General features: G+C 59.2%; 26 protein-coding genes. 25 read left to right on the top strand and 1 reads right to left on the bottom strand.

Going from position 1 to position 20328, the window contains the following annotated elements:
* Positions 1-332: 332 nt before the first annotated feature.
* Positions 333-755 carry a DUF3293 domain-containing protein gene (locus tag H9646_RS14975; protein WP_191724183.1) on the bottom strand — a complete coding sequence of 141 codons (423 nt, stop codon included), beginning with the start codon at positions 753-755 and terminating at the stop codon, positions 333-335.
* Between the two features lie 187 nt (positions 756-942).
* On the opposite strand from H9646_RS14975, the gene H9646_RS14970 reads away from it, so the two are divergent.
* From H9646_RS14970 to hisI, 25 genes are all read left to right on the top strand, one after another.
* Positions 943-1746, top strand: coding sequence for an amino acid ABC transporter substrate-binding protein (locus tag H9646_RS14970; RefSeq protein WP_191724182.1), 804 nt, complete (start codon positions 943-945; stop codon positions 1744-1746).
* A 139-nt stretch (positions 1747-1885) separates the two neighbouring features.
* Entirely contained in the window at positions 1886-2539 is a 654-nt protein-coding gene (locus H9646_RS14965; protein ID WP_191724181.1) for an amino acid ABC transporter permease, read from the top strand.
* Entirely contained in the window at positions 2520-3296 is a 777-nt protein-coding gene (locus tag H9646_RS14960; protein ID WP_304515599.1) for an amino acid ABC transporter ATP-binding protein, read from the top strand. The genes H9646_RS14965 and H9646_RS14960 overlap by 20 nt, the downstream gene beginning before the upstream one ends.
* A 212-nt stretch (positions 3297-3508) precedes the next feature.
* Positions 3509-4315: an ABC transporter ATP-binding protein gene (locus tag H9646_RS14955; RefSeq protein ID WP_191724180.1), complete on the top strand. Its 807-nt coding sequence runs from the start codon at positions 3509-3511 to the stop codon at positions 4313-4315.
* The gene (mlaE, locus tag H9646_RS14950; RefSeq protein WP_191724179.1) at positions 4312-5088 is read left to right on the top strand and encodes a lipid asymmetry maintenance ABC transporter permease subunit MlaE; all 777 of its coding nucleotides are present in this window, start codon (positions 4312-4314) and stop codon (positions 5086-5088) included. Before H9646_RS14955 ends, mlaE begins: the two co-directional genes overlap by 4 nt.
* A gap of 30 nt (positions 5089-5118) precedes the next feature.
* Positions 5119-5598, top strand: coding sequence for an outer membrane lipid asymmetry maintenance protein MlaD (gene mlaD / locus H9646_RS14945; protein WP_191724178.1), 480 nt, complete (start codon positions 5119-5121; stop codon positions 5596-5598).
* 23 nt (positions 5599-5621) lie between these two features.
* A complete protein-coding gene (locus tag H9646_RS14940) occupies positions 5622-6371 on the top strand; it encodes an MlaA family lipoprotein (RefSeq protein WP_370551175.1) in 750 nt (249 codons plus the stop codon).
* Positions 6372-6413: 42 nt separating this feature from the next.
* The gene (locus H9646_RS14935) at positions 6414-7058 is read left to right on the top strand and encodes an MlaC/ttg2D family ABC transporter substrate-binding protein (RefSeq protein WP_225214231.1); all 645 of its coding nucleotides are present in this window, start codon (positions 6414-6416) and stop codon (positions 7056-7058) included.
* Between the two features lie 9 nt (positions 7059-7067).
* Entirely contained in the window at positions 7068-7367 is a 300-nt protein-coding gene (locus H9646_RS14930; RefSeq protein ID WP_191724176.1) for an STAS domain-containing protein, read from the top strand.
* Between the two features lie 57 nt (positions 7368-7424).
* Positions 7425-8330: an ABC transporter ATP-binding protein gene (locus H9646_RS14925; protein WP_191724175.1), complete on the top strand. Its 906-nt coding sequence runs from the start codon at positions 7425-7427 to the stop codon at positions 8328-8330.
* 11 nt (positions 8331-8341) lie between these two features.
* Complete coding sequence (locus H9646_RS14920; RefSeq protein WP_191724280.1) at positions 8342-9097, top strand: ABC transporter permease; 756 nt, start codon at positions 8342-8344, stop codon at positions 9095-9097.
* A 67-nt stretch (positions 9098-9164) separates the two neighbouring features.
* A complete protein-coding gene (locus tag H9646_RS14915; RefSeq protein WP_191724174.1) occupies positions 9165-9407 on the top strand; it encodes a BolA family protein in 243 nt (80 codons plus the stop codon).
* An 86-nt stretch (positions 9408-9493) separates the two neighbouring features.
* On the top strand, positions 9494-10762 hold the full coding sequence (murA, locus tag H9646_RS14910; RefSeq protein ID WP_191724173.1) for a UDP-N-acetylglucosamine 1-carboxyvinyltransferase: 1269 nt from the start codon (positions 9494-9496) through the stop codon (positions 10760-10762).
* Positions 10759-11409 (top strand): ATP phosphoribosyltransferase, encoded by a 651-nt coding sequence (gene hisG / locus H9646_RS14905; RefSeq protein WP_191724172.1) that lies wholly within the window; start codon positions 10759-10761, stop codon positions 11407-11409. The genes murA and hisG overlap by 4 nt, the downstream gene beginning before the upstream one ends.
* A gap of 30 nt (positions 11410-11439) precedes the next feature.
* The gene (gene hisD / locus H9646_RS14900; protein ID WP_191724171.1) at positions 11440-12756 is read left to right on the top strand and encodes a histidinol dehydrogenase; all 1317 of its coding nucleotides are present in this window, start codon (positions 11440-11442) and stop codon (positions 12754-12756) included.
* A 162-nt stretch (positions 12757-12918) separates the two neighbouring features.
* Positions 12919-13791 (top strand): hypothetical protein, encoded by an 873-nt coding sequence (locus tag H9646_RS14895; protein ID WP_191724170.1) that lies wholly within the window; start codon positions 12919-12921, stop codon positions 13789-13791.
* 103 nt (positions 13792-13894) lie between these two features.
* Complete coding sequence (locus tag H9646_RS14890) at positions 13895-14173, top strand: hypothetical protein (protein WP_191724169.1); 279 nt, start codon at positions 13895-13897, stop codon at positions 14171-14173.
* Positions 14170-14613: a PIN domain-containing protein gene (locus H9646_RS14885; RefSeq protein WP_191724168.1), complete on the top strand. Its 444-nt coding sequence runs from the start codon at positions 14170-14172 to the stop codon at positions 14611-14613. The genes H9646_RS14890 and H9646_RS14885 overlap by 4 nt, the downstream gene beginning before the upstream one ends.
* Before the next feature lie 54 nt (positions 14614-14667).
* Positions 14668-15789, top strand: a complete 1122-nt coding sequence (gene hisC / locus H9646_RS14880) for a histidinol-phosphate transaminase (protein WP_191724167.1) — start codon at positions 14668-14670, stop codon at positions 15787-15789.
* Positions 15786-16424, top strand: a complete 639-nt coding sequence (gene hisB / locus H9646_RS14875) for an imidazoleglycerol-phosphate dehydratase HisB (RefSeq protein WP_191724166.1) — start codon at positions 15786-15788, stop codon at positions 16422-16424. The genes hisC and hisB overlap by 4 nt, the downstream gene beginning before the upstream one ends.
* Before the next feature lie 83 nt (positions 16425-16507).
* Entirely contained in the window at positions 16508-17176 is a 669-nt protein-coding gene (hisH, locus tag H9646_RS14870) for an imidazole glycerol phosphate synthase subunit HisH (protein ID WP_191724165.1), read from the top strand.
* Between the two features lie 71 nt (positions 17177-17247).
* A complete protein-coding gene (gene hisA / locus H9646_RS14865) occupies positions 17248-18015 on the top strand; it encodes a 1-(5-phosphoribosyl)-5-[(5-phosphoribosylamino)methylideneamino]imidazole-4-carboxamide isomerase (RefSeq protein ID WP_191724164.1) in 768 nt (255 codons plus the stop codon).
* On the top strand, positions 18012-18863 hold the full coding sequence (locus H9646_RS14860) for a D-hexose-6-phosphate mutarotase (RefSeq protein ID WP_191724163.1): 852 nt from the start codon (positions 18012-18014) through the stop codon (positions 18861-18863). Before hisA ends, H9646_RS14860 begins: the two co-directional genes overlap by 4 nt.
* 48 nt (positions 18864-18911) lie before the next feature.
* The gene (gene hisF / locus H9646_RS14855; protein ID WP_191724162.1) at positions 18912-19712 is read left to right on the top strand and encodes an imidazole glycerol phosphate synthase subunit HisF; all 801 of its coding nucleotides are present in this window, start codon (positions 18912-18914) and stop codon (positions 19710-19712) included.
* A gap of 222 nt (positions 19713-19934) precedes the next feature.
* Positions 19935-20324, top strand: coding sequence for a phosphoribosyl-AMP cyclohydrolase (gene hisI / locus H9646_RS14850; RefSeq protein ID WP_191724161.1), 390 nt, complete (start codon positions 19935-19937; stop codon positions 20322-20324).
* Positions 20325-20328: the final 4 nt, after the last annotated feature.

The following is a 20328-nucleotide window of genomic DNA, read 5'->3' as shown; positions in this document are numbered from 1 at the left end:
GCTGGGCGTTGCTGGTGGTTTCAAGTACGCCCCACACCGCCCTGAATGCATCGTTTTTGGGCTGGCAGTGCGCGCAACGGCTCGCCCCTGTTGCTTGTCGCAGGGTGTGTGCCCCGTGCCAATGCGCGATGGGTGGCGGCGCGAGAACCACGCTGGGCAGGGGGTGTTCATCACCTCTGCAAAAAAGGGCACCCTCGGGTGCCCTTTGTGCTGGGTGAAATGAATACAGCCGCAGCAGAATTAAAAAATGAGCTACTGGCGATTTAGCTGTATAGCTTTCAGATACTTTTATATCTGAAAGCTATGTGTAGTAAGCGATGGTAGCTATTTTTTTATCGAAGCAGTATCAATTGCGGCACCATGTCTGCACCGCAGTGCACCACAGCGTTCTGATTCCATTGCTGGCCCCAGGCATGGGCGGTGGATGCTTGCATGCCCCACACCAGCACACTGTCTTCCCCGGGCCAATTGCCCAGCGGGTCGTGACCACATCCGTCCAGCCACGACCATCCTGCGCGCTGCAAGGCCTGACGCAGCTGCACCATGCGCCGTTCGTTCAAATGGTCTGGCAGCAGCTCGCCCAGAGGGTTGCAGGCCGTCAGGTAGGTGGCGCACTGCACAGCGTGGCGCTGGTAGTAAGGTGCCAAAGCAGGCTGCACCTGCCCCAGTTGTAAAAACCAGTCGCAGTCACGCAATCGGTACTGGGTGGTTTGGTAGGCCTGCAGCAGAGGCTCGGGTAAAACGGTTTCAGCCATGGCAAGTGTGTCGAAATTGCGCAGGCACGTGGTTTGCATGCGAGGTTATGGTCCAGACAGGTGGCAACTGGTGCTTGTCTGAGTGACAATAACGGATTCGGCCAGTGCGGCATACAGGACTGCGGGTTTCCCCGTGCAAAGACTGTGCCCGTGGTCAAACCGGTTTTTCCACCTCAACTTTGAAGCCATGAAAAAACGTACTCTCCTCGCATCGCTGGCCCTTACCGCCATCCTCGCTGCATGCGGCAAGTCTGAGCCCGCAGCCACTGCAACCGCCCCTGCAGCCGCTGCACCTGTTGCCGTGACCAAGATTGTGGTGGGCCTGGATGACAACTTCCCGCCCATGGGCTTTCGCGACGAGAAAAACGAGTTGGTCGGCTTTGACATTGACATGGCCCGCGAAGCCACCAAGCGTCTGGGCCTGGAAGTGCAGTTCAAGCCCATTGACTGGAGCGCCAAGGAAGCGGAACTCAATGGCAAGCGCATTGACGTGCTGTGGAATGGCCTGACCATTTTGGAGTCGCGCAAGCAGCACATTGCTTTCACCGACCCCTACATGGCCAACCGCCAAATCATCATTGTCAAAGCTGGCTCTGACATCAAGGACAAAGCAGGTCTGGCAGGCAAGGTGGTGGGCGTGCAAGAGTCTTCTTCCGCCGTGGATGCCATGAAGAAAGAGGAAGCAGTCTTCAATTCCTTCAAGGAATTCAAGCAGTTTGGTGACAACATCACCGCTTTGATGGATCTGGAAACAGGCCGTCTGGATGCCGTGGTGGTCGACGAAGTGGTGGGCCGCTTCCACGTTGCCAAGAAGGCAGACACTTACACCGTGCTGGAAGAGAACTTCGGCACCGAAGATTACGGCGTGGGCTTCCGCAAGGACGATACCGAGCTGCTGGGCAAAATGAACCAGGCCCTCAAGGACATGAAGGCCGATGGCGCAGCTGCTGAAATTTCCAAGAAATGGTTCGGTGAAAACATTGTCAAGTAAGCTTCGCGCTTGACCATACACCGGCGTGGCCCGCCTTGGCCCGCCGGTGTTTTTTTGTTGGTACAGCCTGTTGCTGTACTGCGGGGCGCTTTAGATGCCTGCGACACCCGTTCAAGCGGTCGCGCTGAAGGCTTGTTTCATGGATTACGTTATTTCCCTTCTGGGGCCGCTGTCGCATGGCGCAGTGGTCACCCTCAAGCTCTTTGCCATCACGTTGGTGCTGTCCATTCCGCTGGGTCTGGTGCTGGCGCTCGTGCGTCTGTCCCGTTTTGCGGGGTTGCGCGCTTTGGTGGGGGGCTATATCTGGCTGATGCGGGGCACACCGCTGATGCTGCAGATGCTGTTCATCTACTTTGCACTGCCCTTTGTGCCTGTCATTGGCGTGCGGTTTGACGACTTTCCTGCCGCCATCGTGGCGTTTACGCTCAATTACGCCGCCTACTTTGCTGAAATTTTCCGTGCTGGCATCCAGTCGATCGACCGGGGGCAGTACGAAGGTGCCAAGGTGCTGGGTCTGTCTTACACCCAGACCATGCGCCGCATTGTGATTCCGCAGGTGTGGCCGCGCATTTTGCCGCCGCTGTCCAACGAGACCATCACGCTGGTCAAGGACACCTCCCTGATCTACGTGCTGGCCCTCAATGACCTGCTGCGCGCCGCGCGCGGCATTGTCCAGCGCGACTTTACGACCACGCCTTTCATAGTGGCCGCTGCTTTCTATTTAGTGATGACCCTGGTGCTGACCTGGGGCTTCCAGTATCTTGAGAAACGTTATGCCAAGTACGACGCCTGATGTGATGATCTCCGCCCAGGCCATCCACAAGGCTTTTGGCGGCAATGAAGTGCTGCGCGGTGTATCGCTGGACCTGATGCGTGGCGAAGTGGTGGCCGTGATTGGCCCCTCCGGCTCGGGCAAGAGCACGTTCTTGCGCTGCCTGAACCACCTGGAGACGATCGACAGCGGCACCGTCATTGTCGAGGGCGAAGTGCTGGCGCAAAACGATGCATCAGGCAAAGCACAGTACGTCTCGGATGCGCAGATTCGCAAAATCGGACACAAGATGGGCATGGTGTTTCAGTCCTTCAATCTGTTTCCGCACCTCACCGTGCTGGAAAACATCATTGAAGCGCCCATGCTGGTGCAGAAGATCAAGCGCAGCGAGATCGTGCCCAAGGCCGAGGCTCTGCTCAAGAAAGTCGGCCTGCTGGAAAAGCGCGATGCCTATCCCAACCGTCTGTCCGGCGGGCAAAAGCAGCGCGTGGCGATTGCCCGTGCGCTGGCCATGGATCCGGACATCATGCTGTTTGATGAGCCCACCTCGGCGCTCGACCCAGAACTTACTGGCGAAGTGCTGCGCACCATGCGCGAGCTGGCACAGGACCGCATGACCATGCTGGTGGTGACCCATGAAATGGGCTTTGCCCGCGAGGTGGCCAACCGCGTGATCTTTATGGATGGCGGCAACATTGTCGAGCAGGCGACAGCCGAAGCCTTCTTTGCCAATCCGCAGCACGAGCGCACGCAGGCCTTCCTGCAAAACATGTTGTAAAAATGCTGCGACCGCGGTTGCGCGTTTTTGAGCTCAATTGGGTCTGGATGTCTGTTAAATAAGCACTTATAGCTATATTTTTCGGCAGCATGCACATCAGATGCGAAGGTAAACATACAGTTGTGTATGTTTATCTGCGCAGATAAGGGGCGCAAAGCAGGGCTTGTCTGCACAATAGTGCTTTCCCTCGATTTTTTTGAAATTTGCAACGCATGAGTATTCCTGCCCCTTTTGTGGAGCTGCGCAACGTTAGCTTTGGCTATGGTGAACGCACCATCTTGCGCGATGTCTCCCTGCAGGTGCCGCGTGGCAAGGTTACGGCGTTGATGGGCGCCTCTGGCGGTGGCAAGACGACCGTGTTGCGCCTGATTGGCGGGCAAGAGCGTGCGCAGCAAGGTCAGGTGCTGGTCAATGGCCAGGATGTGGGGCACATGGGTGCGCAGCAACTGTATGCCATGCGCCGGCGAATGGGCATGCTGTTTCAGTTTGGCGCCTTGTTTACGGACATGAGCGTGCTGGATAACGTCGCTTTTCCCTTGCGAGAGCACACCAAGCTGCCCGAAGACATGGTGCGCGACATCGTGCTCATGAAACTGCATGCCGTTGGGCTGCGTGGCGCGCGCGATTTGATGCCCAGTCAGGTCTCCGGCGGCATGGCACGCCGCGTTGCGCTGGCACGCGCTATTGCACTGGACCCTGAATTGGTGATGTATGACGAGCCCTTTGCAGGCCTGGACCCAATTTCTTTAGGCACGGCTGCGCGCTTGATCCGAACGCTCAATGATGCTTTGGGCCTGACCAGTATCTTGGTCTCTCACGATGTGGAAGAAACGCTCCATGTTGCCGATCACGTCGTGATTTTGGGGGCAGGCGGCATTGCCGCGCAGGGCACGCCTGACGAAGTGCGCCAGAACCCAGATCCTCTGGTGCAGCAATTTATTCATGCGCGTCCACAGGGGCCGGTGCCGTTTCACTATCCAGCCCCCAGCCTGGAGCAAGATTTCGGAGGTCACGCATGAAAGCAGTGGCTGCATTGGGACTGTGGACTCGCCAGCAACTGGCAGCCCTGGGGCAGGCAACTCACCTGTTTTTGCGCTTGCTGGGCATGCTCCCCGCAACGCTGGCACGCCTGCGCCTGCTGGGCGATCAAATCCACTTTCTGGGCAATTACTCGCTGGCCATCATTGCAGTTTCCGGCTTGTTCGTTGGCTTTGTATTGAGCTTGCAGGGTTATTACACCTTGCAGCGCTATGGCTCGGCCGAGGCGCTGGGCCTGCTGGTGGCTCTGTCGCTGCTGCGTGAGCTGGGCCCTGTGGTGACGGCGTTGCTGTTTGCTGGCCGTGCAGGTACCGCTTTGACGGCTGAAATCGGTTTGATGAAAGCAGGTGAGCAGCTGTCGGCCATGGAGATGATGGCCGTAGACCCTGTCAAGCGCATTCTGGCGCCCCGTTTCTGGGCTGGTTTTATCGTGATGCCATTGCTGGCAGCCGTATTCAGTGCCGTAGGCGTCATCGGAGGCTGGCTGGTGGGCGTGGTGATGATCGGGGTCGACGGTGGTGCCTTTTGGGGGCAGATGCAATCTGGCGTTGACTGGTGGTATGACCTCGGCAATGGTGTGATCAAGAGCGTGGTGTTTGGTGTGGCGGTCACCTTTGTGGCGCTTTACCAGGGTTTTACTGCCAAGCCCACCCCTGAAGGTGTTTCGCGTGCCACCACACGCACGGTGGTGGTGGCTTCGCTGGCGGTGCTGGCGCTGGACTTCTTGCTCACAGCTTCGATGTTCAGCATCTGAGGCGCACAGGTTTCAACAAGGAATTTTGTTATGCAGGCATCTAAAAACGACGTATGGGTCGGCCTCTTCGTATTGATTGGTGCTGCTGCACTGGTATTTCTGGCATTGCAGTCGGCTAATTTGCTGAGCTTGAGCTTTCAGGAAAACTACAAGATCAGCGCCCGGTTTGACAATATTGGCGGGCTTAAGCCCAAGGCAGCGGTCAAGAGCGCAGGGGTCGTGGTGGGGCGCGTGGAGGACATCACGTTTGATGACACTACTTTTCAGGCCACCGTACACATGGCGATGGAAAAGCGCTACGCCTTTCCCAAGGACAGCTCCCTCAAAATATTGACCAGTGGCCTGCTGGGCGACCAGTACATTGGTATTGAAGCCGGTGCAGACGATGTCAATTTGGCCGAAGGTGATCGCATTACGGCGACCCAGTCGGCCGTGGTGCTGGAAAATTTGATTGGTCAATTTCTCTATAGCAAAGCCGAAGACGGTGGCGCTGCAGAGGCATCGAAGTAACCACCAGCGATCAGGTAGACCCCATGATTAAAAAAAATATGCTTATTGCCTTGAGTGCCCGCAGGGCTGGTTCTGCGCTTTTGCTGGTCACTGGCATGGCGCTGGTCGGCTGTGCATCGACACAGGCGACAAACCCCCAAGACCCCTACGAGGGCTATAACCGCGCCATGACGTCGTTCAACGACTCCATGGACGATGCCGTCTTGAAGCCGGTAGCTACGGCCTACCAGACGGTGACACCCCGGCCGTTACGCACGGGCGTCAGTAATTTTTTCGGCAACCTGGGCGATCTGTGGTCCATGGTGAACCATGCCCTGCAAGGCAATGGCGAGAAAACGTACAACCACATGGTGCGTTTTACGACCAACACCGTGCTCGGCCTGGGTGGTTTGCTCGATATCGCGACAGAGATGCAGGTGGCGCGCGACAAGCAGGACTTTGGCCTGACTCTGGCGACCTGGGGCGTCAAGCCCGGGCCTTATCTGGTGCTGCCTTTCTTGGGCCCATCTACGCTGCGTGACACCGTCGCTTTGCCTGCTGACTGGTGGGGGCATCCTATGGACAGCATGCACCCCGTTTCGCATCGCAATACTTTGCTGGGTCTGCGGTTGGTAAATACACGTGCCAACTTGCTCAATGCGACCGATACGCTGGATGCCGCATCGCTGGATCGCTATGCATTGATGCGGGATTTGTACTTGAAGCAGCGTGATCCCGCCAGCCGCCAGCAAAATGATGACAACGCGGGTCGTGTTGAGAGCTTTGACGACTAAGCCGCATAGCCAAGACACGCAGTTTTGGTGCAAAAGGAAATGATGATGATGCAACGACGCACACTGGCCACACTGCTGGCTGCTAGCGCTACCCTGTGGTTGGCCGCTCCTGCATGGGCGCAGACTGCTGCCATCGAGGCGCCTGATGCCTTGGTCAAGCGCCTGTCGACGGACATTTTGGAAACGATCAAGGCCGATCCTGAGCTGCGTAACGGCAATATCACACGTATCTCTCAGGTGGTTGACACCACCGTGATGCCCTATGTGAATTTTCGACGCATGACATCAGCGGCGGTGGGGCCGCAGTGGCGCCAGGCAACGCCTGCGCAGCGCGAACGCTTGCAGCAGGAGTTCAAGCTCATGCTGATTCGGACCTACGCAGGTGCCTTGAAGCAGGTCAGCGATCAACGCATCGTCGTCAAGCCACTGCGTGCAGCGCCGGGCGACACGGACGTGCTGGTGCGGACCGAGGTTCATGGCAAGGGCGAACCTGTCCAGCTGGACTTCCGCCTGGAAAACGCCAGCGGCACAGGCTGGAAAATTTACAATCTGAACGTGCTGGGCGTGTGGATGGTAGAAACCTACCGTACCCAATTCGCGCAAGAGCTCAACAAAGGCGGTATTGACGGCTTGATCAATGCCCTGAGCAGCCGCACCATCGCGGCTGATGCCAAGGCCGGCAAGTAAAGCGACAGCATGAGCCACACCATTGCACTTCCTTCCGTATTGACTGCACAGGTCGTGGAAACGGTTCAGACGCAGTTAGTGCGCAGCATGCAGGCCGCACCGCAGGGGCAGGGCATTGTGCTGCAAGCCTCGGGTGTGCAGTCGTTTGACTCCGCTGGTTTGGCTTTGCTGCTTGCCTGCCGCCGTGCAGCGCAGGCACAGGGCCGAGTGCTGCGGGTGCAAGGCTGGACACCGAGCTTGCAGTCGCTGGCGCAGGTGTATGGCGTGATGCCTTTGCTGGATCCAGAGGCCGCCGCTGCGGTCATGTAACTGTCGCAAGCCCGTGGCGCAGGACGGGTGACCGCAGGGCTTTAGAATGTCACGCTCATGCCAGCCGTCTCTATCCAATCCCTCTCCAAAACCTACGCAACCTCCAACGGCGGTTTTCAAGCCCTCAATAACGTGAGCTTGGACATTGCTGAAGGCGAGTTTTTTGGTTTGCTAGGCCCCAATGGGGCCGGTAAAACCACGCTGATCAGTATTTTGGCGGGGCTGTCCAAGGCCACTTCGGGCCGCATTACGGTCATGGGCAAAGATGTGCACAGCGATTTTGCGGCTGCACGCAAGCAGTTGGGTGTGGTGCCGCAGGAGCTGGTGTTTGATCCGTTTTTCAATGTGCGTGAAACCCTGCGCTTGCAGTCGGGCTACTTCGGCGTCAAGAACAACGATGCATGGATTGACGAATTGCTGGAAAGTCTGGGCTTGGCCGATAAGGCGCAGGCCAATATGCGCCAGCTTTCAGGGGGCATGAAACGCCGCGTGCTGGTGGCGCAGGCGCTGGTGCATAAACCTCCAATTATTGTGCTGGATGAACCGACTGCCGGTGTCGATGTGGAGTTGCGACAAACGCTGTGGCACTTCATTGCCAAGCTCAACAAGCAGGGACACACAGTCTTGCTGACCACCCATTACCTCGAAGAGGCCGAAGCTTTGTGCAACCGCATTGCCATGCTCAAGCACGGGAGTGTGGTGGCGCTGGATGACACGTCCAATCTGCTGAAGACGGCTTCATCCAACGTGCTGCAATTCAAGACCGACCAGGCGCTGCCAGAAACACTGGCGCCCGTGGCCCGTGTGACCGGGCGTGTGGTGCAATTGCCAGCCCAGGGTCCGCACGATATCGAGTTTTTTTTGGCGACGCTGCGCGAAGCGGGCGTGGTGATGGAAGACATGGAAATTCGCCGTGCCGATCTGGAAGATGTGTTCTTGCAAGTCATGAAGGGGGCTGCATGATGTTCCCCCAGATGAAAGGCTGGACCTCGCTGTTCTATAAAGAAATTCTGCGTTTCTGGAAGGTGAGCTTTCAGACCGTGGCCGCCCCCGTGATGACGGCGGTGCTCTACCTGCTGATCTTTGGTCATGTGCTGCAAGACCATGTGCAGGTATTTGAAGGGGTGGGCTATACCGCCTTTCTGGTGCCGGGACTGGTGATGATGAGCGTGCTGCAAAACGCGTTTGCCAATAGCTCCTCCAGCCTGGTGCAAAGCAAGATCATGGGCAGCGTGGTATTCATCCTGCTCACGCCGCTGTCGCACTGGGCGTGGTTTTGCGCCTATGTCGGCTCATCGGTGGTTCGTGGTTTGGTGGTTGGGCTGGGTGTCTATATCGTGACCCTGTTCTTTACTGCGCCTGTGGCAGTCGCACCGCTGTGGATTGTGGTGTTTGCCGTCCTGGGTGCTGCGCTGCTGGGCACGCTGGGTCTGATTGCCGGCCTGTGGGCCGATAAATTTGACCAGATGGCAGCTTTCCAGAATTTCCTGATCATGCCCATGACGTTTCTGTCGGGCGTGTTCTATTCCATTCAATCCCTGCCGCCGTTCTGGCAGCAGGTCAGCCACCTGAATCCGTTTTTCTACATGATCGACGGCTTCCGGTATGGCTTCTTCGGCCAAAGCGATATTTCTCCCTGGGTGAGCCTGGGTATCGTCGGCGCAGCGTGGCTGGCCGTGAGCGCACTGGCTATCCACTTGCTGCGCATTGGCTACAAAATTCGCCATTGATGTGGCGTGCCTTTTTGGGGCGCGCTGCTTTTGACCGCAGCGCTTGCACTGCGGCACTGAGAAAACTATGACTGCTGATCAACTCCAATCCATCATCCGCGCAGGGCTGAACTGCGAGCATCTGGCCGTTGAGGGTGATGGCCGCCATTGGTATGCCACCATCGTTTCTGCGGAGTTCGAAGGCAAGCGCTTGCTGGCGCGCCAGCGGCTGGTGTATGCCACCATGGGTGAGCGCATCAAGACCGACGAGGTGCATGCCCTGTCCATGAAAACCTTCACTCCGGCAGAATGGTCTGCCAAGACTGAATAAGTCTTAAAAATAGATAGCTGTTAGCGCTTGACTCACAAGGAGTTGAGCGTGATTTCATTTAAATTTAGATTCAAGGCTCCAGCGCCATGGACAAACTCCTCATTCGCGGCGGTCGCCCTTTGCACGGCGAAGTGCTGATTTCTGGCGCCAAGAACGCCGCATTGCCAGAGCTGTGCGCAGCGCTGCTGTCTGCGCAGCCGGTCACGCTGCACAACGTTCCCCGTCTGCAAGACGTTGCCACCATGCTCAAGCTCATTCGCAACATGGGTGTGACGGCCGAGCGTGATGACAACGGCACGGTGACCTTGAACGCGGGTGCGCTGAACAACCCCGAAGCTCCGTACGAACTGGTCAAGACCATGCGCGCCTCGGTGCTGGCGCTGGGGCCGTTGCTGGCCCGTTTTGGCCATGCCAAGGTATCGTTGCCCGGTGGCTGTGCGATTGGTTCACGCCCAGTGGATCAGCACATCAAGGGTCTGCAGGCCATGGGGGCTGTCATTACCGTGGAAAACGGTTACATGAATGCCAGCCTGCCTGAGGGCTGGAAACGCCTGAAAGGCGCGCACATCACCACCGACATGGTGACTGTGACCGGCACCGAGAACTTCCTGATGGCCGCAGCGCTGGCCGAAGGCGAGACGGTGCTGGAAAACGCAGCCATGGAGCCCGAGATCACCGATCTGGCCGAAATGCTCATCAAGATGGGCGCCAGGATATCTGGCCACGGCACCAGCCGCATCACGATTGAGGGTGTAGAGGCCCTGCATGGCTGTGAGCATGCCGTGGTGGCTGACCGTATTGAAGCCGGTACGTTCCTGTGTGCGGTGGCAGCAACGGGTGGCGAGGCATTTTTGCGCCATGGCCGGGCAGACCATTTGAGCGCGGTCATCGACAAGTTGCTGGAAGCCGGTGCGCAGGTGCAGACCGAAGAGGGTGGCATCCGCGTGCGCAGCCAGGGCCGCTTGAAGGCGCAGAGCTTTCGCACCACGGAATACCCGGGCTTTCCCACCGACATGCAGGCGCAATTCATGGCGCTCAATCTGGTGGCCGAAGGCCCCAGCATGGTCACAGAAACCATTTTTGAAAACCGCTTCATGCACGTCAATGAAATGATGCGCCTGGGCGCGCGCATCACTACCGATGGCCGCGTGGCCACGGTAGAAGGTGGCGCACCGCTGTCGGGTGCCACCGTCATGGCGACCGACCTGCGCGCCTCTGCCAGCCTGGTGATTGCAGGGTTGGTGGCCAAGGGTGAAACCCTGGTGGATCGTATCTACCACCTTGACCGTGGTTACGACCGCATGGAAGCCAAGCTGCGCGGTTTGGGGGCGGACATTGAAAGAGTCTCGCAATGAGCATCACCATTGCCCTGTCCAAGGGCCGCATATTTGAAGAGACCGTTCCTTTGCTGGCTGCTGCAGGCATTGAAGTCACGGAAGACGTGGACAAATCGCGCAAGCTGATTTTTGACACTACCAACCCCGAAGTGCGCGTGGTGCTGGTGCGTGCTTCGGATGTGCCCGTGTACGTGCAGTACGGCGGTGCAGACCTGGGCGTTTCGGGTTCTGACTCGCTGATCGAGCACGGTGGCCAGGGCCTGTACCAGCCGCTGGACTTGCAGATTGCCAAATGCCGCGTGAGCGTGGCCGTGCGCAATGGCTTTGACTACGCACACGCCGTCAAGCAGGGCGCACGCCTGAAGGTGGCCACCAAGTACACAACGATTGCGCGTGAGTTTTTCGCCAACAAGGGCGTGCACGTGGACATGATCAAGCTGTACGGCTCGATGGAGCTGGCACCGCTGACGGGCATGGCCGATGCCATCGTCGATCTGGTGTCCACCGGCAACACGCTCAGAGCCAATGATCTGGTGGAGGTGGAGCCCATCATCGACATCAGCTCGCGACTGGTGGTCAATCAGGCTTCGCTCAAGCTCAAGCAAAAACCGCTGCGCCACATCATTGATGCGTTTGCGCAGGCTGTGGCCGCCAAGAACAACTAATTTTCTCCCACTGTTGAAGCAGTAAACACTATGGAAATCGCAGCAACCCCCCTTCGTCTGTCCACCGCGGATGCCAATTTCGAACATGATTTTGCGCAACGCCTGCATTGGTCAGCCGATACGGATGCGGCGATTGAGCAGCGCGTGGCCGATATCCTGGCCGATGTGCAGTCCCGTGGTGATGCTGCGGTGCTGGAGTACACGGCCCGCTTTGACGGGCTGGATGCGCCCAGCATGCAGGCGCTGGAGCTGACGCAGACAGAGTTGAAGGCTGCTTTTGACAGCCTGGGCGCTGCACAAAAGCATGCACTGCAAGCGGCCGCGCAACGTGTGCGCACCTACCACGAGGCGCAAAAGAAAGCCAACGGCGAAAGCTGGAGCTACCGTGACGAAGACGGCACCCTGCTGGGCCAGAAGGTGACGCCGCTGGACCGCGTAGGCATTTACGTGCCCGGTGGCAAGGCCGCATATCCCAGCAGCGTGCTGATGAACGCCATTCCAGCCCATGTGGCAGGTGTGCCCGAAATCATCATGGTGGTGCCCACGCCCAAGGGTGAAAAAAATCCGCTGGTGCTGGCGGCTGCCTATGTGGCGGGCGTGCACCGTGCATTCACCATTGGTGGGGCGCAGGCTGTAGCGGCTCTGGCCTATGGCACGGCCACTGTGCCCAAGGTGGACAAGATCACTGGTCCCGGTAACGCCTATGTGGCCAGCGCCAAGAAGCGCGTTTTTGGCATGGTGGGCATTGACATGATTGCCGGGCCGTCTGAAATTTTGGTGCTGGCAGATGGCACCACGCCCCCCGACTGGGTGGCGATGGATTTGTTCAGCCAGGCCGAGCATGACGAGCTGGCGCAGTCCATCTTGCTGTGTCCTGATGCTGCCTATATTGACGCCGTGCAGCAATCGATTGACCGTCTGCTGCCCGAAATGCCGCGCAAGGACATCATCGCCAAAAGCCTCAACGACCGGGGTGCACTGATTTTGACGCGCGACATGCAAGAGGCCTGTGCCATCTCCAACCGCATTGCACCCGAGCATCTGGAAGTCTCCAGCAATGATCCTCACCGGTGGGAGCCCAGCCTCAAGCATGCAGGGGCCATTTTTCTGGGTGCCTACACCAGTGAATCGCTGGGCGACTACTGCGCAGGCCCCAACCACGTGCTGCCTACTAGCGGCACGGCGCGCTTCTCGTCGCCTTTGGGGGTGTACGACTTCCAGAAACGCTCCAGCATCATTGAAGTGAGTGAAGCAGGTGCGCAGGTGCTGGGCAAGATCGCAGCCGAGCTGGCCTACGGCGAAGGCCTGCAAGGTCACGCCCGTGCAGCAGAAATGCGCCTGAAGTAAGGCGTGCCGCTGTCACTCCAGCCGCGCTCTTGAGCGCGGTTTTTTGATGGCGGGAGTCAATTAAGTGCAACCAAGTGTGGCCAGGTGGTGAATTCTGCGCAATTTGTTGAACACTGCGCACATGCCTTGGCAGCTTGCCAGGGCCCAGTAGCAGGAGGCAGCATGGTGTTGAGTTTGAGAAAGAACGTGTTCGGTCGCACCCAGCGGTGGTGTGTGGTGGGGTTCGTGTTGGGGGCTTTGCTGGGGTGTGCACCCACCATGCAGGCAGGGCGGTCTTCTGACGCAGTGAACGAGTCTTCCAGCGCCGCGACGTCTGCGCAGCAGGTACAGCGCAGTTCGCAAACCGCTGAACGCCGGCTGGCACCGCCCGCCCGTGCCTCGGCTTCTACGCTGGGCACGCAATGGGGCGAGGGGCGTGAATCCGCAGTGCGCTATGTGCCCGCCGAGCGGGTGACGCAGCAGCCGCAAGAACTGCGCCAAATTGCCTACACCGATCTGGCGAGCATTCAGCAGGCGCTGGGCCGCCGCGCCAACCAGCAACTGAATATTTTGCTGGCGGGCGGCAAAGTGGAGTGGTCGGTACTGGGCGAGCAGGAGCAAGCCTTGCCCATTTACAGCACGCGCGGTGCGCAGGACTACCGTGTAGCGGGCAAGCAAGGTGAGCGTTATGAGCTGCAGTTTGTCAATCGCAGCCAGACCCGTTATGAGGTGGTGGCCACCGTAGATGGTCTGGATGTGCTCGGTGGCCGCACCGGCAGTCAGGCAGCTGGGGGCTACATTCTGGAGCCAGGTCAGACCATGCGCATTGATGGCTTTCGCAAAAGCGCCAGTGAAGTAGCGGCCTTTCGCTTTGCCAGCAAACCCCAGGCCTATGCCGCCAACACGCCTGCGGGCGATGCGCGCAATCTGGGCGCGATGGGTGTTGCCTTGTTTGAGCTCAAGCCCACGGCACCAACACAGGCTCCCGCAGGGCCACAGGCTTTCCCGGCAGACGCAGGCAGCACGATTTATGCGCCGCCACCGGCCTACCGCTGAATCCACGCGACGCGTTTGCCCGCATCTGGACGGGAGCATGCGGAAGGCATAAATCTGGCTACACGAACTTCGTGCAACACGAAATTCGTGTAGACTAGTCCGCATGAAGAACGTCACTATCACCGTCGAAGACAGCGTGCTTGAATGGGCACGCATCGAGGCAGCGCGCCGGGGCACCAGTGTCTCGCGCATGCTGGGTGACTTTATGGCCGAGATGCAGCGCCGCGAAGATACGTATGAACGCGCCTATCTGGCGTGGCGCACCGATGAGCGCACCTGGCAAGCGGGGGGGGGCGCATCGTCCACAAAAAACGCAGCGCGCAGTGCCGCGGGCAAGCGTGCTGCAGGCCCCAAAGACTTGAACCATGAAGGTGTGGCATGAACCCGGTGTTCGTCGATACATCGGCACTGATTGCCGCAGAAGATGTGGGCCAGCCTGCCTTGTATGCCGCCGTACTCGACTGGCTGGATCTGCTGTGGCGCAGCCGCACGGGGCGTACCGGTAATCAGGCACTGGTGGAGTTTTACGACCAGGTCACCACGGGTGCTGCTCCCATGCCCCAAGGCGATGCGCGCGCTGCCATTCGCCGCTACCAGACCTGGAACCCCTGGAAAACCGATGCCGCCACGCTGGAAACCGCGTGGGCGGTGCAGGCACGCCACGCATTGCCGTTTGCAGACTGTCTGGCCGTGGCCTGTGCCCAGCACAGTGGTTGCGAGCAAATGCTGACGCTGCATCTGCCCCATGGGGCGCACTACGGTGGCGTCACCATGGTGCACCCCTTGCAGCAGGCGGCCAGCCCCGGCGCAGATGCTGCCTGAGGGCGGATGATCCAGCCACTGCATGCCTGCAAGAAATTTGAAAGTGTGAACCCCATGTCTGCTGATTCCTCGACCCAAGCCAAAGCGCTGCAACGCATCCGTGCCGACGTGCGGGCCATGCATGCCTACCATGTGCAGCCTTCGCAGGGCCTGCTCAAGATGGACACGATGGAGAACCCGTTCCGTCTGCCGCAGGCGCTGCAAAAGGCGCTGGGAGAGCGTTTGGGCGCACTGGAAATCAACCGTTACCCCGGCGAGCGCCTGGACGTTTTGAAGCAGATGCTCCAAGACTACGCCGGTGCACCTGAGGGCAGCGCGGTGCTGCTGGGCAATGGCTCGGATGAAATCATCACCTTGCTGGCGCTGGCGACCGCACAACCGGGTGCTCAGGGGCGCGCCAAGATGCTGGCGCCCATGCCCGGCTTTGTGATGTACCCCATGAGTGCGCAGTTGCAGGGGCTGGACTTTGTGCCTGTGCAACTGACAGCCGACTTTGACCTGGATGTGCCCGCCATGCTGGCCACCATAGCCGCGCAGCAGCCCGCCATTACCTATCTGGCCTACCCCAACAACCCCACCGCCACGCTGTGGGCCGAAGACAAGGTGCAGGCCGTGATTGATGCGGTCGGTGCCATTGGCGGCCTGGTGGTGATGGATGAGGCCTACCAGCCTTTTGCCAGCCGCAGCTGGATCACGCAAATGCACGCCAACCCTGCGCGCAACGCGCATGTGCTGCTGATGCGCACGCTGTCCAAGTTTGGTCTGGCCGGCGCCCGGCTGGGCTACCTGATTGGCCCGGCGGCCATCGTCAATGAGCTGGACAAGGTGCGCCCGCCCTACAACATCAGCGTGCTCAATTGCGAAACTGCGATCTTTGCGCTGGAGCATGCCGATCTGTACGCAGAGCAGGCCGCTGCCATCCGCGCTGAGCGCCAGCCCTTGATCGATGCACTGACCGCTTTGCCCGGGGTAGACAAAGTCTGGCCTTCAGAGGCCAATATGGTGCTGCTGCGCGTGCAAGATGCCGCCAGGGCGCAGGCGGCCATGAAGGAGCGCGGCGTTCTGGTCAAAAATGTCTCGGCCATGCACCCGTTGCTGGCCAATTGCCTGCGTCTGACCGTGGGCACCCGCGAAGAAAATGCCCGCATGTTGGCAGCCTTGAAGGAATCGTTATGAGCAATGCACTCGTCCCCTCCACCGCTACCGCTTCTGCTGAGAGCACCGCCCGCGTGGCCGAGGTGCAGCGCAACACCGCCGAAACCCATGTGCACGTGCGCGTGGATCTGGACGGCACGGGCAAGGCGCAGCTGCGCTCTGGCATTGGTTTTCTGGACCACATGCTCGACCAGATTGCCCGCCACGGCCTGATTGATCTGGACGTGGATTGCGAGGGTGATCTGCACATTGACGGCCACCACACGGTGGAAGACATTGGCATCACCATTGGCCAGGCCTTTGCCAAGGCCGTGGGCGACAAAAAGGGCATTCGCCGCTACGGCCACGCCTATGTGCCGCTGGACGAAGCGCTCTCGCGCGTGGTGATTGATTTTTCGGGCCGCCCCGGGCTGCACATGGACTGCAAGTTCACCGCGGGCCGCATTGGCGAGCTGGATACCCAGCTGGTGTTCGAGTTTTTCCAGGGCTTTGTGAACCACGCCGGGGTCACACTGCACATTGACAACTTGAAGGGTTTCAACGCCCACCACCAGTGCGAAACCATCTTCAAGGCGTTTGCCCGTGCCATGCGTTTTGCGCTGGAGCGCGATGAGCGCATGGCGGGTGTGATTCCGTCCACCAAAGGCAGTCTGTAAAGATGTGAGCTGCTGTCGCTTGTGTACTCTATGTTTGCAAGCGAAAGTACATTGAAACCCAGTAATAACGGGCGCTAAGTGCTATGAGTTCAGTGAACAACACCGTGGCTGTGGTCGATTACGAGATGGGCAACCTGCGCTCGGTCTCGCAAGCTGTCAAAACTGCTGCCATGGGGACGGACGTGCGTGTCATCGTCACGCAAGACCCGGCCCAGGTGCGTGCCGCCAGCCGCATCGTGCTGCCCGGGCAAGGCGCCATGCGCGACTGCATGGCCGCGCTCAAGGCCTCAGGCCTGCAAGAGGCGGTACTTGAGGCTGCAGCCACCAAGCCGCTTTTTGGCGTGTGCGTGGGCATGCAAATGCTGCTGGAGCACAGCCAAGAGGGCAATACCCCTTCGCTGGGGCTGATTCCGGGGCACGTGCAGCGCTTTGAGCTGGCAGGCCGCATGCAACCCGATGGCAGCCGCTACAAAGTGCCGCAAATGGGCTGGAACCAGGTGTTCCAGAGCTCGCCCGGTGGCGTACGCCACGCCATGTGGGATGGCATTCCTGATGGGGCGTATTTCTACTTTGTGCACAGTTTTTATGCGGTGCCGGCTGACGCAGCACATTGCGCGGCTGAGACAGATTACGGCGGACAGTTTGCATCTGCCATTGCACGCGATAAGATTTTTGCTACGCAATTCCATCCGGAAAAGAGTGCGGACCATGGCCTGGCCCTGTACCGCAACTTCTTGCACTGGAATCCGTAAGTCTCCTTTTTCTTCAACCCTGGCCACCCCTGAGTTAGTCGGCCTCCTTTAGGCAAAGCCTCTCGCACATCATGCTGCTGATTCCCGCCATCGACCTCAAAGACGGACAGTGCGTCCGCCTCAAACAAGGTGATATGGACCAGTCCACCACATTCGGTAACCCTGCTGAGATGGCCCGTCGCTGGCTGGATGCCGGGGCCCGCCGTCTGCATCTGGTGGACCTCAATGGCGCTTTTGCTGGCCAGCCCAAGAATTTGGCAGCCATCAAAGCCATCCTCAAGGAAGTCAACGGTGAGATTCCGGTCCAGCTCGGTGGTGGTATCCGCGATCTGGACACCATCGAACGCTACGTGGATGCGGGGCTGGAGTACGTCATCATTGGCACGGCTGCGGTGAAAAACCCGGGCTTTTTGCAAGATGCCTGCAGCGCCTTTGCAGGCCGGGTGATCGTCGGGCTGGACGCCAAGGACGGCAAGGTTGCCATCGACGGCTGGAGCAAGCTGACCGGCCAGGATGTGCTGGATGTGGCCAAGCGCTTTGAAGACTGGGGCGTGGAATCCATCATCTACACCGACATTGGCCGCGACGGCATGCTCTCGGGCATCAACATCGATGCCACCGTCAAGCTGGCGCAGTCGCTGAAGATTCCGGTGATCGCCTCCGGCGGTCTGGCCAGCATTCAAGACATCAGGGATCTGTGCGCTGTCGAAGACGAAGGCGTAGAAGGCGTGATCTGCGGGCGCGCCATCTATACCGGTGATCTGGATTTTGCCGAAGGCCAGAAGCTGGCAGATCAGCTCAATGGCTACGAAGACGACGACAGCGAATACCCACAATGACCGAACCCCAAGCCACGCGTGAAATCTGGCGTGGCCTAGCCTGCACCCAGATCACCTTGCCCAGCGGTGACTGTGTGCGGGTGTCTGACCTGGGCGCGCAGGTGCTGTCCTGGCAGGTGGCTGGGCATGAGCGACTGTTTTTGTCCGAATCTGCTGTGCTTGACGGCTCTGCCGCCATTCGTGGTGGTGTGCCTGTGTGCTTTCCCCAGTTCAACCAGCGTGGGCCCTTGCCCAAGCACGGGCTGGTGCGGCGCAGTGCCTGGCAATGGCGCAGCGCACAAGTGCACGGCGAGGCCATCACGGCACGCTGGCAGTGGGATGCGGCTGTGCCCTGGCACGCCGACTTTGCACACGGCGTGCGTGCCGAGGTGGCGGTCACGGTATCACCTGATACGCTGACCGTGCAACTGTCTGCCACCAACACCGGAGGCACCGCGTTTGCATTTACAGGCGCGCTGCACACCTATCTGGCCATACAGGGTGCAGACATTGCAGCCCTGAACGGGCTGGAAGGGGCGGCTTTTTGGAATGCTGCAAAAGCCTTTTCACCGGCAGTGCAAAGCGGCAGCGTGGTGCTGGGTGAAGAGGTGGACCGTGTGTATGCACGTCCACTGCAGGCGCTGGAGCTTCGGGATGCGGCAGGCAGTCTGCGCATCAGCCAGGATGCCGCCTGGCCAGACACGGTGGTATGGAACCCCGGGGCCGCGCTGTGCTCCAGCTTGCCCGATATGAACGCTGGTGACTGGATGCGCATGCTGTGCGTAGAAGCAGCGGTCATCAACCAGCCCGTGGCCCTGCACCCAGGCCAGCGCTGGCATGCGGCGCAAACTTTGCAGGTCGTGGCTTAAGGGCCGCAGCCTATATGTCTGATCTTCTTCGATAGAAAACGCTTTTTCATGCTCGCCAAACGCATCATTCCTTGTCTCGACGTGACCGGTGGCCGCGTGGTCAAAGGCGTTAATTTTCTGGAGCTGCGCGACGCAGGCGATCCGGTCGAAATTGCAGCGCGCTACAACGCGCAAGGCGCAGACGAACTGACGTTTCTGGATATCACCGCCACCAGCGATGGCCGTGATCTGATCTTGCCCATCATTGAGGCCGTGGCCGCACAGGTGTTTATTCCGCTGACGGTGGGCGGGGGCGTGCGCGCCGTAGAAGACGTACGCCGCCTGCTGAATGCGGGCGCAGACAAAACCAGTTTTAACTCTGCCGCCATTGCCAACCCTGCCACGATCAACGCCTGCAGCGACAAATATGGCGCACAGTGCATCGTGGTCGCTATTGATGCCAAGCGCCGCACGCCCGAAGAAGAGCTGCGCATTGGGCCCGGTGGCACGCCCATGGGCGCTGGCTGGGATGTATACAGCCACGGTGGCCGCAAGAATGTAGGGCTGGATGTGGTGCGCTGGGCTCAAGAGATGGCACAGCGCGGTGCGGGTGAGATTTTGCTGACCAGCATGGACAAGGATGGCACCAAGAGCGGTTTTGACTTGGCGCTGACCCGTGCCGTGGCCGATGCCGTGGGCGTGCCCGTGATCGCTTCGGGTGGTGTGGGCAACCTGGACCATCTGGCAGACGGTGTGCAGCAAGGCGGCGCAGACGCGGTGCTGGCGGCCAGCATTTTTCACTACGGTGAATACACGGTGCAGCAGGCCAAGGAACGCATGCGCGAGCGCGGCATTCCAGTGCGTCTGTGAGTGGAAAACAGCGCTTGAGGCGGCGTGGGACGCGGTTGCCGCAGCGCTGCTGCAGTATTTGGTGCAGGCACTGCGCTGCAGCTTTGCAGGTGTGCTGAGCTGGCCATTGAAGTGTCAAAGAAGTGAGCTGCTTACGCTTTATTTATAAGCATTTGCATGTGATTTATATTTGAAATCGGCTTCCAGTATGCGCTGGTAGCTATATAAAAAATCAGGACGTCTATGAGCTGGTTGGATCAAGTTCAATGGGATGCACAGGGTCTGGTGCCCGTGATTGCACAAGAGCAAAGCAGCGGCGATGTAGTGATGTTTGCGTGGATGAACCGCGAGGCATTGCAAAAAACAGCTGAACTGGGCCGTGCCGTGTACTTCAGCCGTTCGCGCAACAGGCTGTGGTTCAAGGGCGAAGAGTCAGGCCATGAGCAAACCGTGCACGAGATGCGCATTGACTGCGACAACGACGTCATCTTGCTCAAAATTACCCAGCAAGGGCACGTGCCCGGTATTGCCTGTCATACGGGACGGCACTCTTGTTTTTACAGTGTTCTGAAGGACGGGCAGTGGGCAGCCATTGATCCGGTCTTGAAAGATCCAGCATCCATCTACAAATAAAGTC

It is taken from the genome of Comamonas avium (genome assembly GCF_014836675.1).
In the GTDB taxonomy this organism is placed as follows: Bacteria; Pseudomonadota; Gammaproteobacteria; order Burkholderiales; family Burkholderiaceae_C; genus Comamonas; species Comamonas avium.
Note: the sequence above shows the minus strand (reverse complement) of the source record. Positions and strands in the feature narration are given on the sequence as shown.

What these genes read in the sequence shown, in the direction of transcription:
- H9646_RS14925 (WP_191724175.1), top strand. Translation starts at nt 7,425, where the DNA reads ATGCCAGCCGTCTCTATCCAATCCCTCTCCAAAACCTACGCAACCTCC.
- H9646_RS14970 (WP_191724182.1), top strand. Translation starts at nt 943, where the DNA reads ATGAAAAAACGTACTCTCCTCGCATCGCTGGCCCTTACCGCCATCCTC.
- murA (WP_191724173.1), top strand. Translation starts at nt 9,494, where the DNA reads ATGGACAAACTCCTCATTCGCGGCGGTCGCCCTTTGCACGGCGAAGTG.
- H9646_RS14895 (WP_191724170.1), top strand. Translation starts at nt 12,919, where the DNA reads ATGGTGTTGAGTTTGAGAAAGAACGTGTTCGGTCGCACCCAGCGGTGG.
- mlaD (WP_191724178.1), top strand. Translation starts at nt 5,119, where the DNA reads ATGCAGGCATCTAAAAACGACGTATGGGTCGGCCTCTTCGTATTGATT.
- H9646_RS14930 (WP_191724176.1), top strand. Translation starts at nt 7,068, where the DNA reads ATGAGCCACACCATTGCACTTCCTTCCGTATTGACTGCACAGGTCGTG.
- H9646_RS14975 (WP_191724183.1), bottom strand. Translation starts at nt 755, where the DNA reads ATGGCTGAAACCGTTTTACCCGAGCCTCTGCTGCAGGCCTACCAAACC.
- H9646_RS14960 (WP_304515599.1), top strand. Translation starts at nt 2,520, where the DNA reads ATGCCAAGTACGACGCCTGATGTGATGATCTCCGCCCAGGCCATCCAC.
- hisB (WP_191724166.1), top strand. Translation starts at nt 15,786, where the DNA reads ATGAGCAATGCACTCGTCCCCTCCACCGCTACCGCTTCTGCTGAGAGC.
- mlaE (WP_191724179.1), top strand. Translation starts at nt 4,312, where the DNA reads ATGAAAGCAGTGGCTGCATTGGGACTGTGGACTCGCCAGCAACTGGCA.
- hisF (WP_191724162.1), top strand. Translation starts at nt 18,912, where the DNA reads ATGCTCGCCAAACGCATCATTCCTTGTCTCGACGTGACCGGTGGCCGC.
- H9646_RS14965 (WP_191724181.1), top strand. Translation starts at nt 1,886, where the DNA reads ATGGATTACGTTATTTCCCTTCTGGGGCCGCTGTCGCATGGCGCAGTG.
- H9646_RS14890 (WP_191724169.1), top strand. Translation starts at nt 13,895, where the DNA reads ATGAAGAACGTCACTATCACCGTCGAAGACAGCGTGCTTGAATGGGCA.
- H9646_RS14885 (WP_191724168.1), top strand. Translation starts at nt 14,170, where the DNA reads ATGAACCCGGTGTTCGTCGATACATCGGCACTGATTGCCGCAGAAGAT.
- hisI (WP_191724161.1), top strand. Translation starts at nt 19,935, where the DNA reads ATGAGCTGGTTGGATCAAGTTCAATGGGATGCACAGGGTCTGGTGCCC.
- H9646_RS14955 (WP_191724180.1), top strand. Translation starts at nt 3,509, where the DNA reads ATGAGTATTCCTGCCCCTTTTGTGGAGCTGCGCAACGTTAGCTTTGGC.
- H9646_RS14940 (WP_370551175.1), top strand. Translation starts at nt 5,622, where the DNA reads ATGATTAAAAAAAATATGCTTATTGCCTTGAGTGCCCGCAGGGCTGGT.
- hisD (WP_191724171.1), top strand. Translation starts at nt 11,440, where the DNA reads ATGGAAATCGCAGCAACCCCCCTTCGTCTGTCCACCGCGGATGCCAAT.
- H9646_RS14935 (WP_225214231.1), top strand. Translation starts at nt 6,414, where the DNA reads ATGATGATGCAACGACGCACACTGGCCACACTGCTGGCTGCTAGCGCT.
- hisH (WP_191724165.1), top strand. Translation starts at nt 16,508, where the DNA reads ATGAGTTCAGTGAACAACACCGTGGCTGTGGTCGATTACGAGATGGGC.
- H9646_RS14920 (WP_191724280.1), top strand. Translation starts at nt 8,342, where the DNA reads ATGAAAGGCTGGACCTCGCTGTTCTATAAAGAAATTCTGCGTTTCTGG.
- H9646_RS14860 (WP_191724163.1), top strand. Translation starts at nt 18,012, where the DNA reads ATGACCGAACCCCAAGCCACGCGTGAAATCTGGCGTGGCCTAGCCTGC.
- hisC (WP_191724167.1), top strand. Translation starts at nt 14,668, where the DNA reads ATGTCTGCTGATTCCTCGACCCAAGCCAAAGCGCTGCAACGCATCCGT.
- hisG (WP_191724172.1), top strand. Translation starts at nt 10,759, where the DNA reads ATGAGCATCACCATTGCCCTGTCCAAGGGCCGCATATTTGAAGAGACC.
- hisA (WP_191724164.1), top strand. Translation starts at nt 17,248, where the DNA reads ATGCTGCTGATTCCCGCCATCGACCTCAAAGACGGACAGTGCGTCCGC.
- H9646_RS14915 (WP_191724174.1), top strand. Translation starts at nt 9,165, where the DNA reads ATGACTGCTGATCAACTCCAATCCATCATCCGCGCAGGGCTGAACTGC.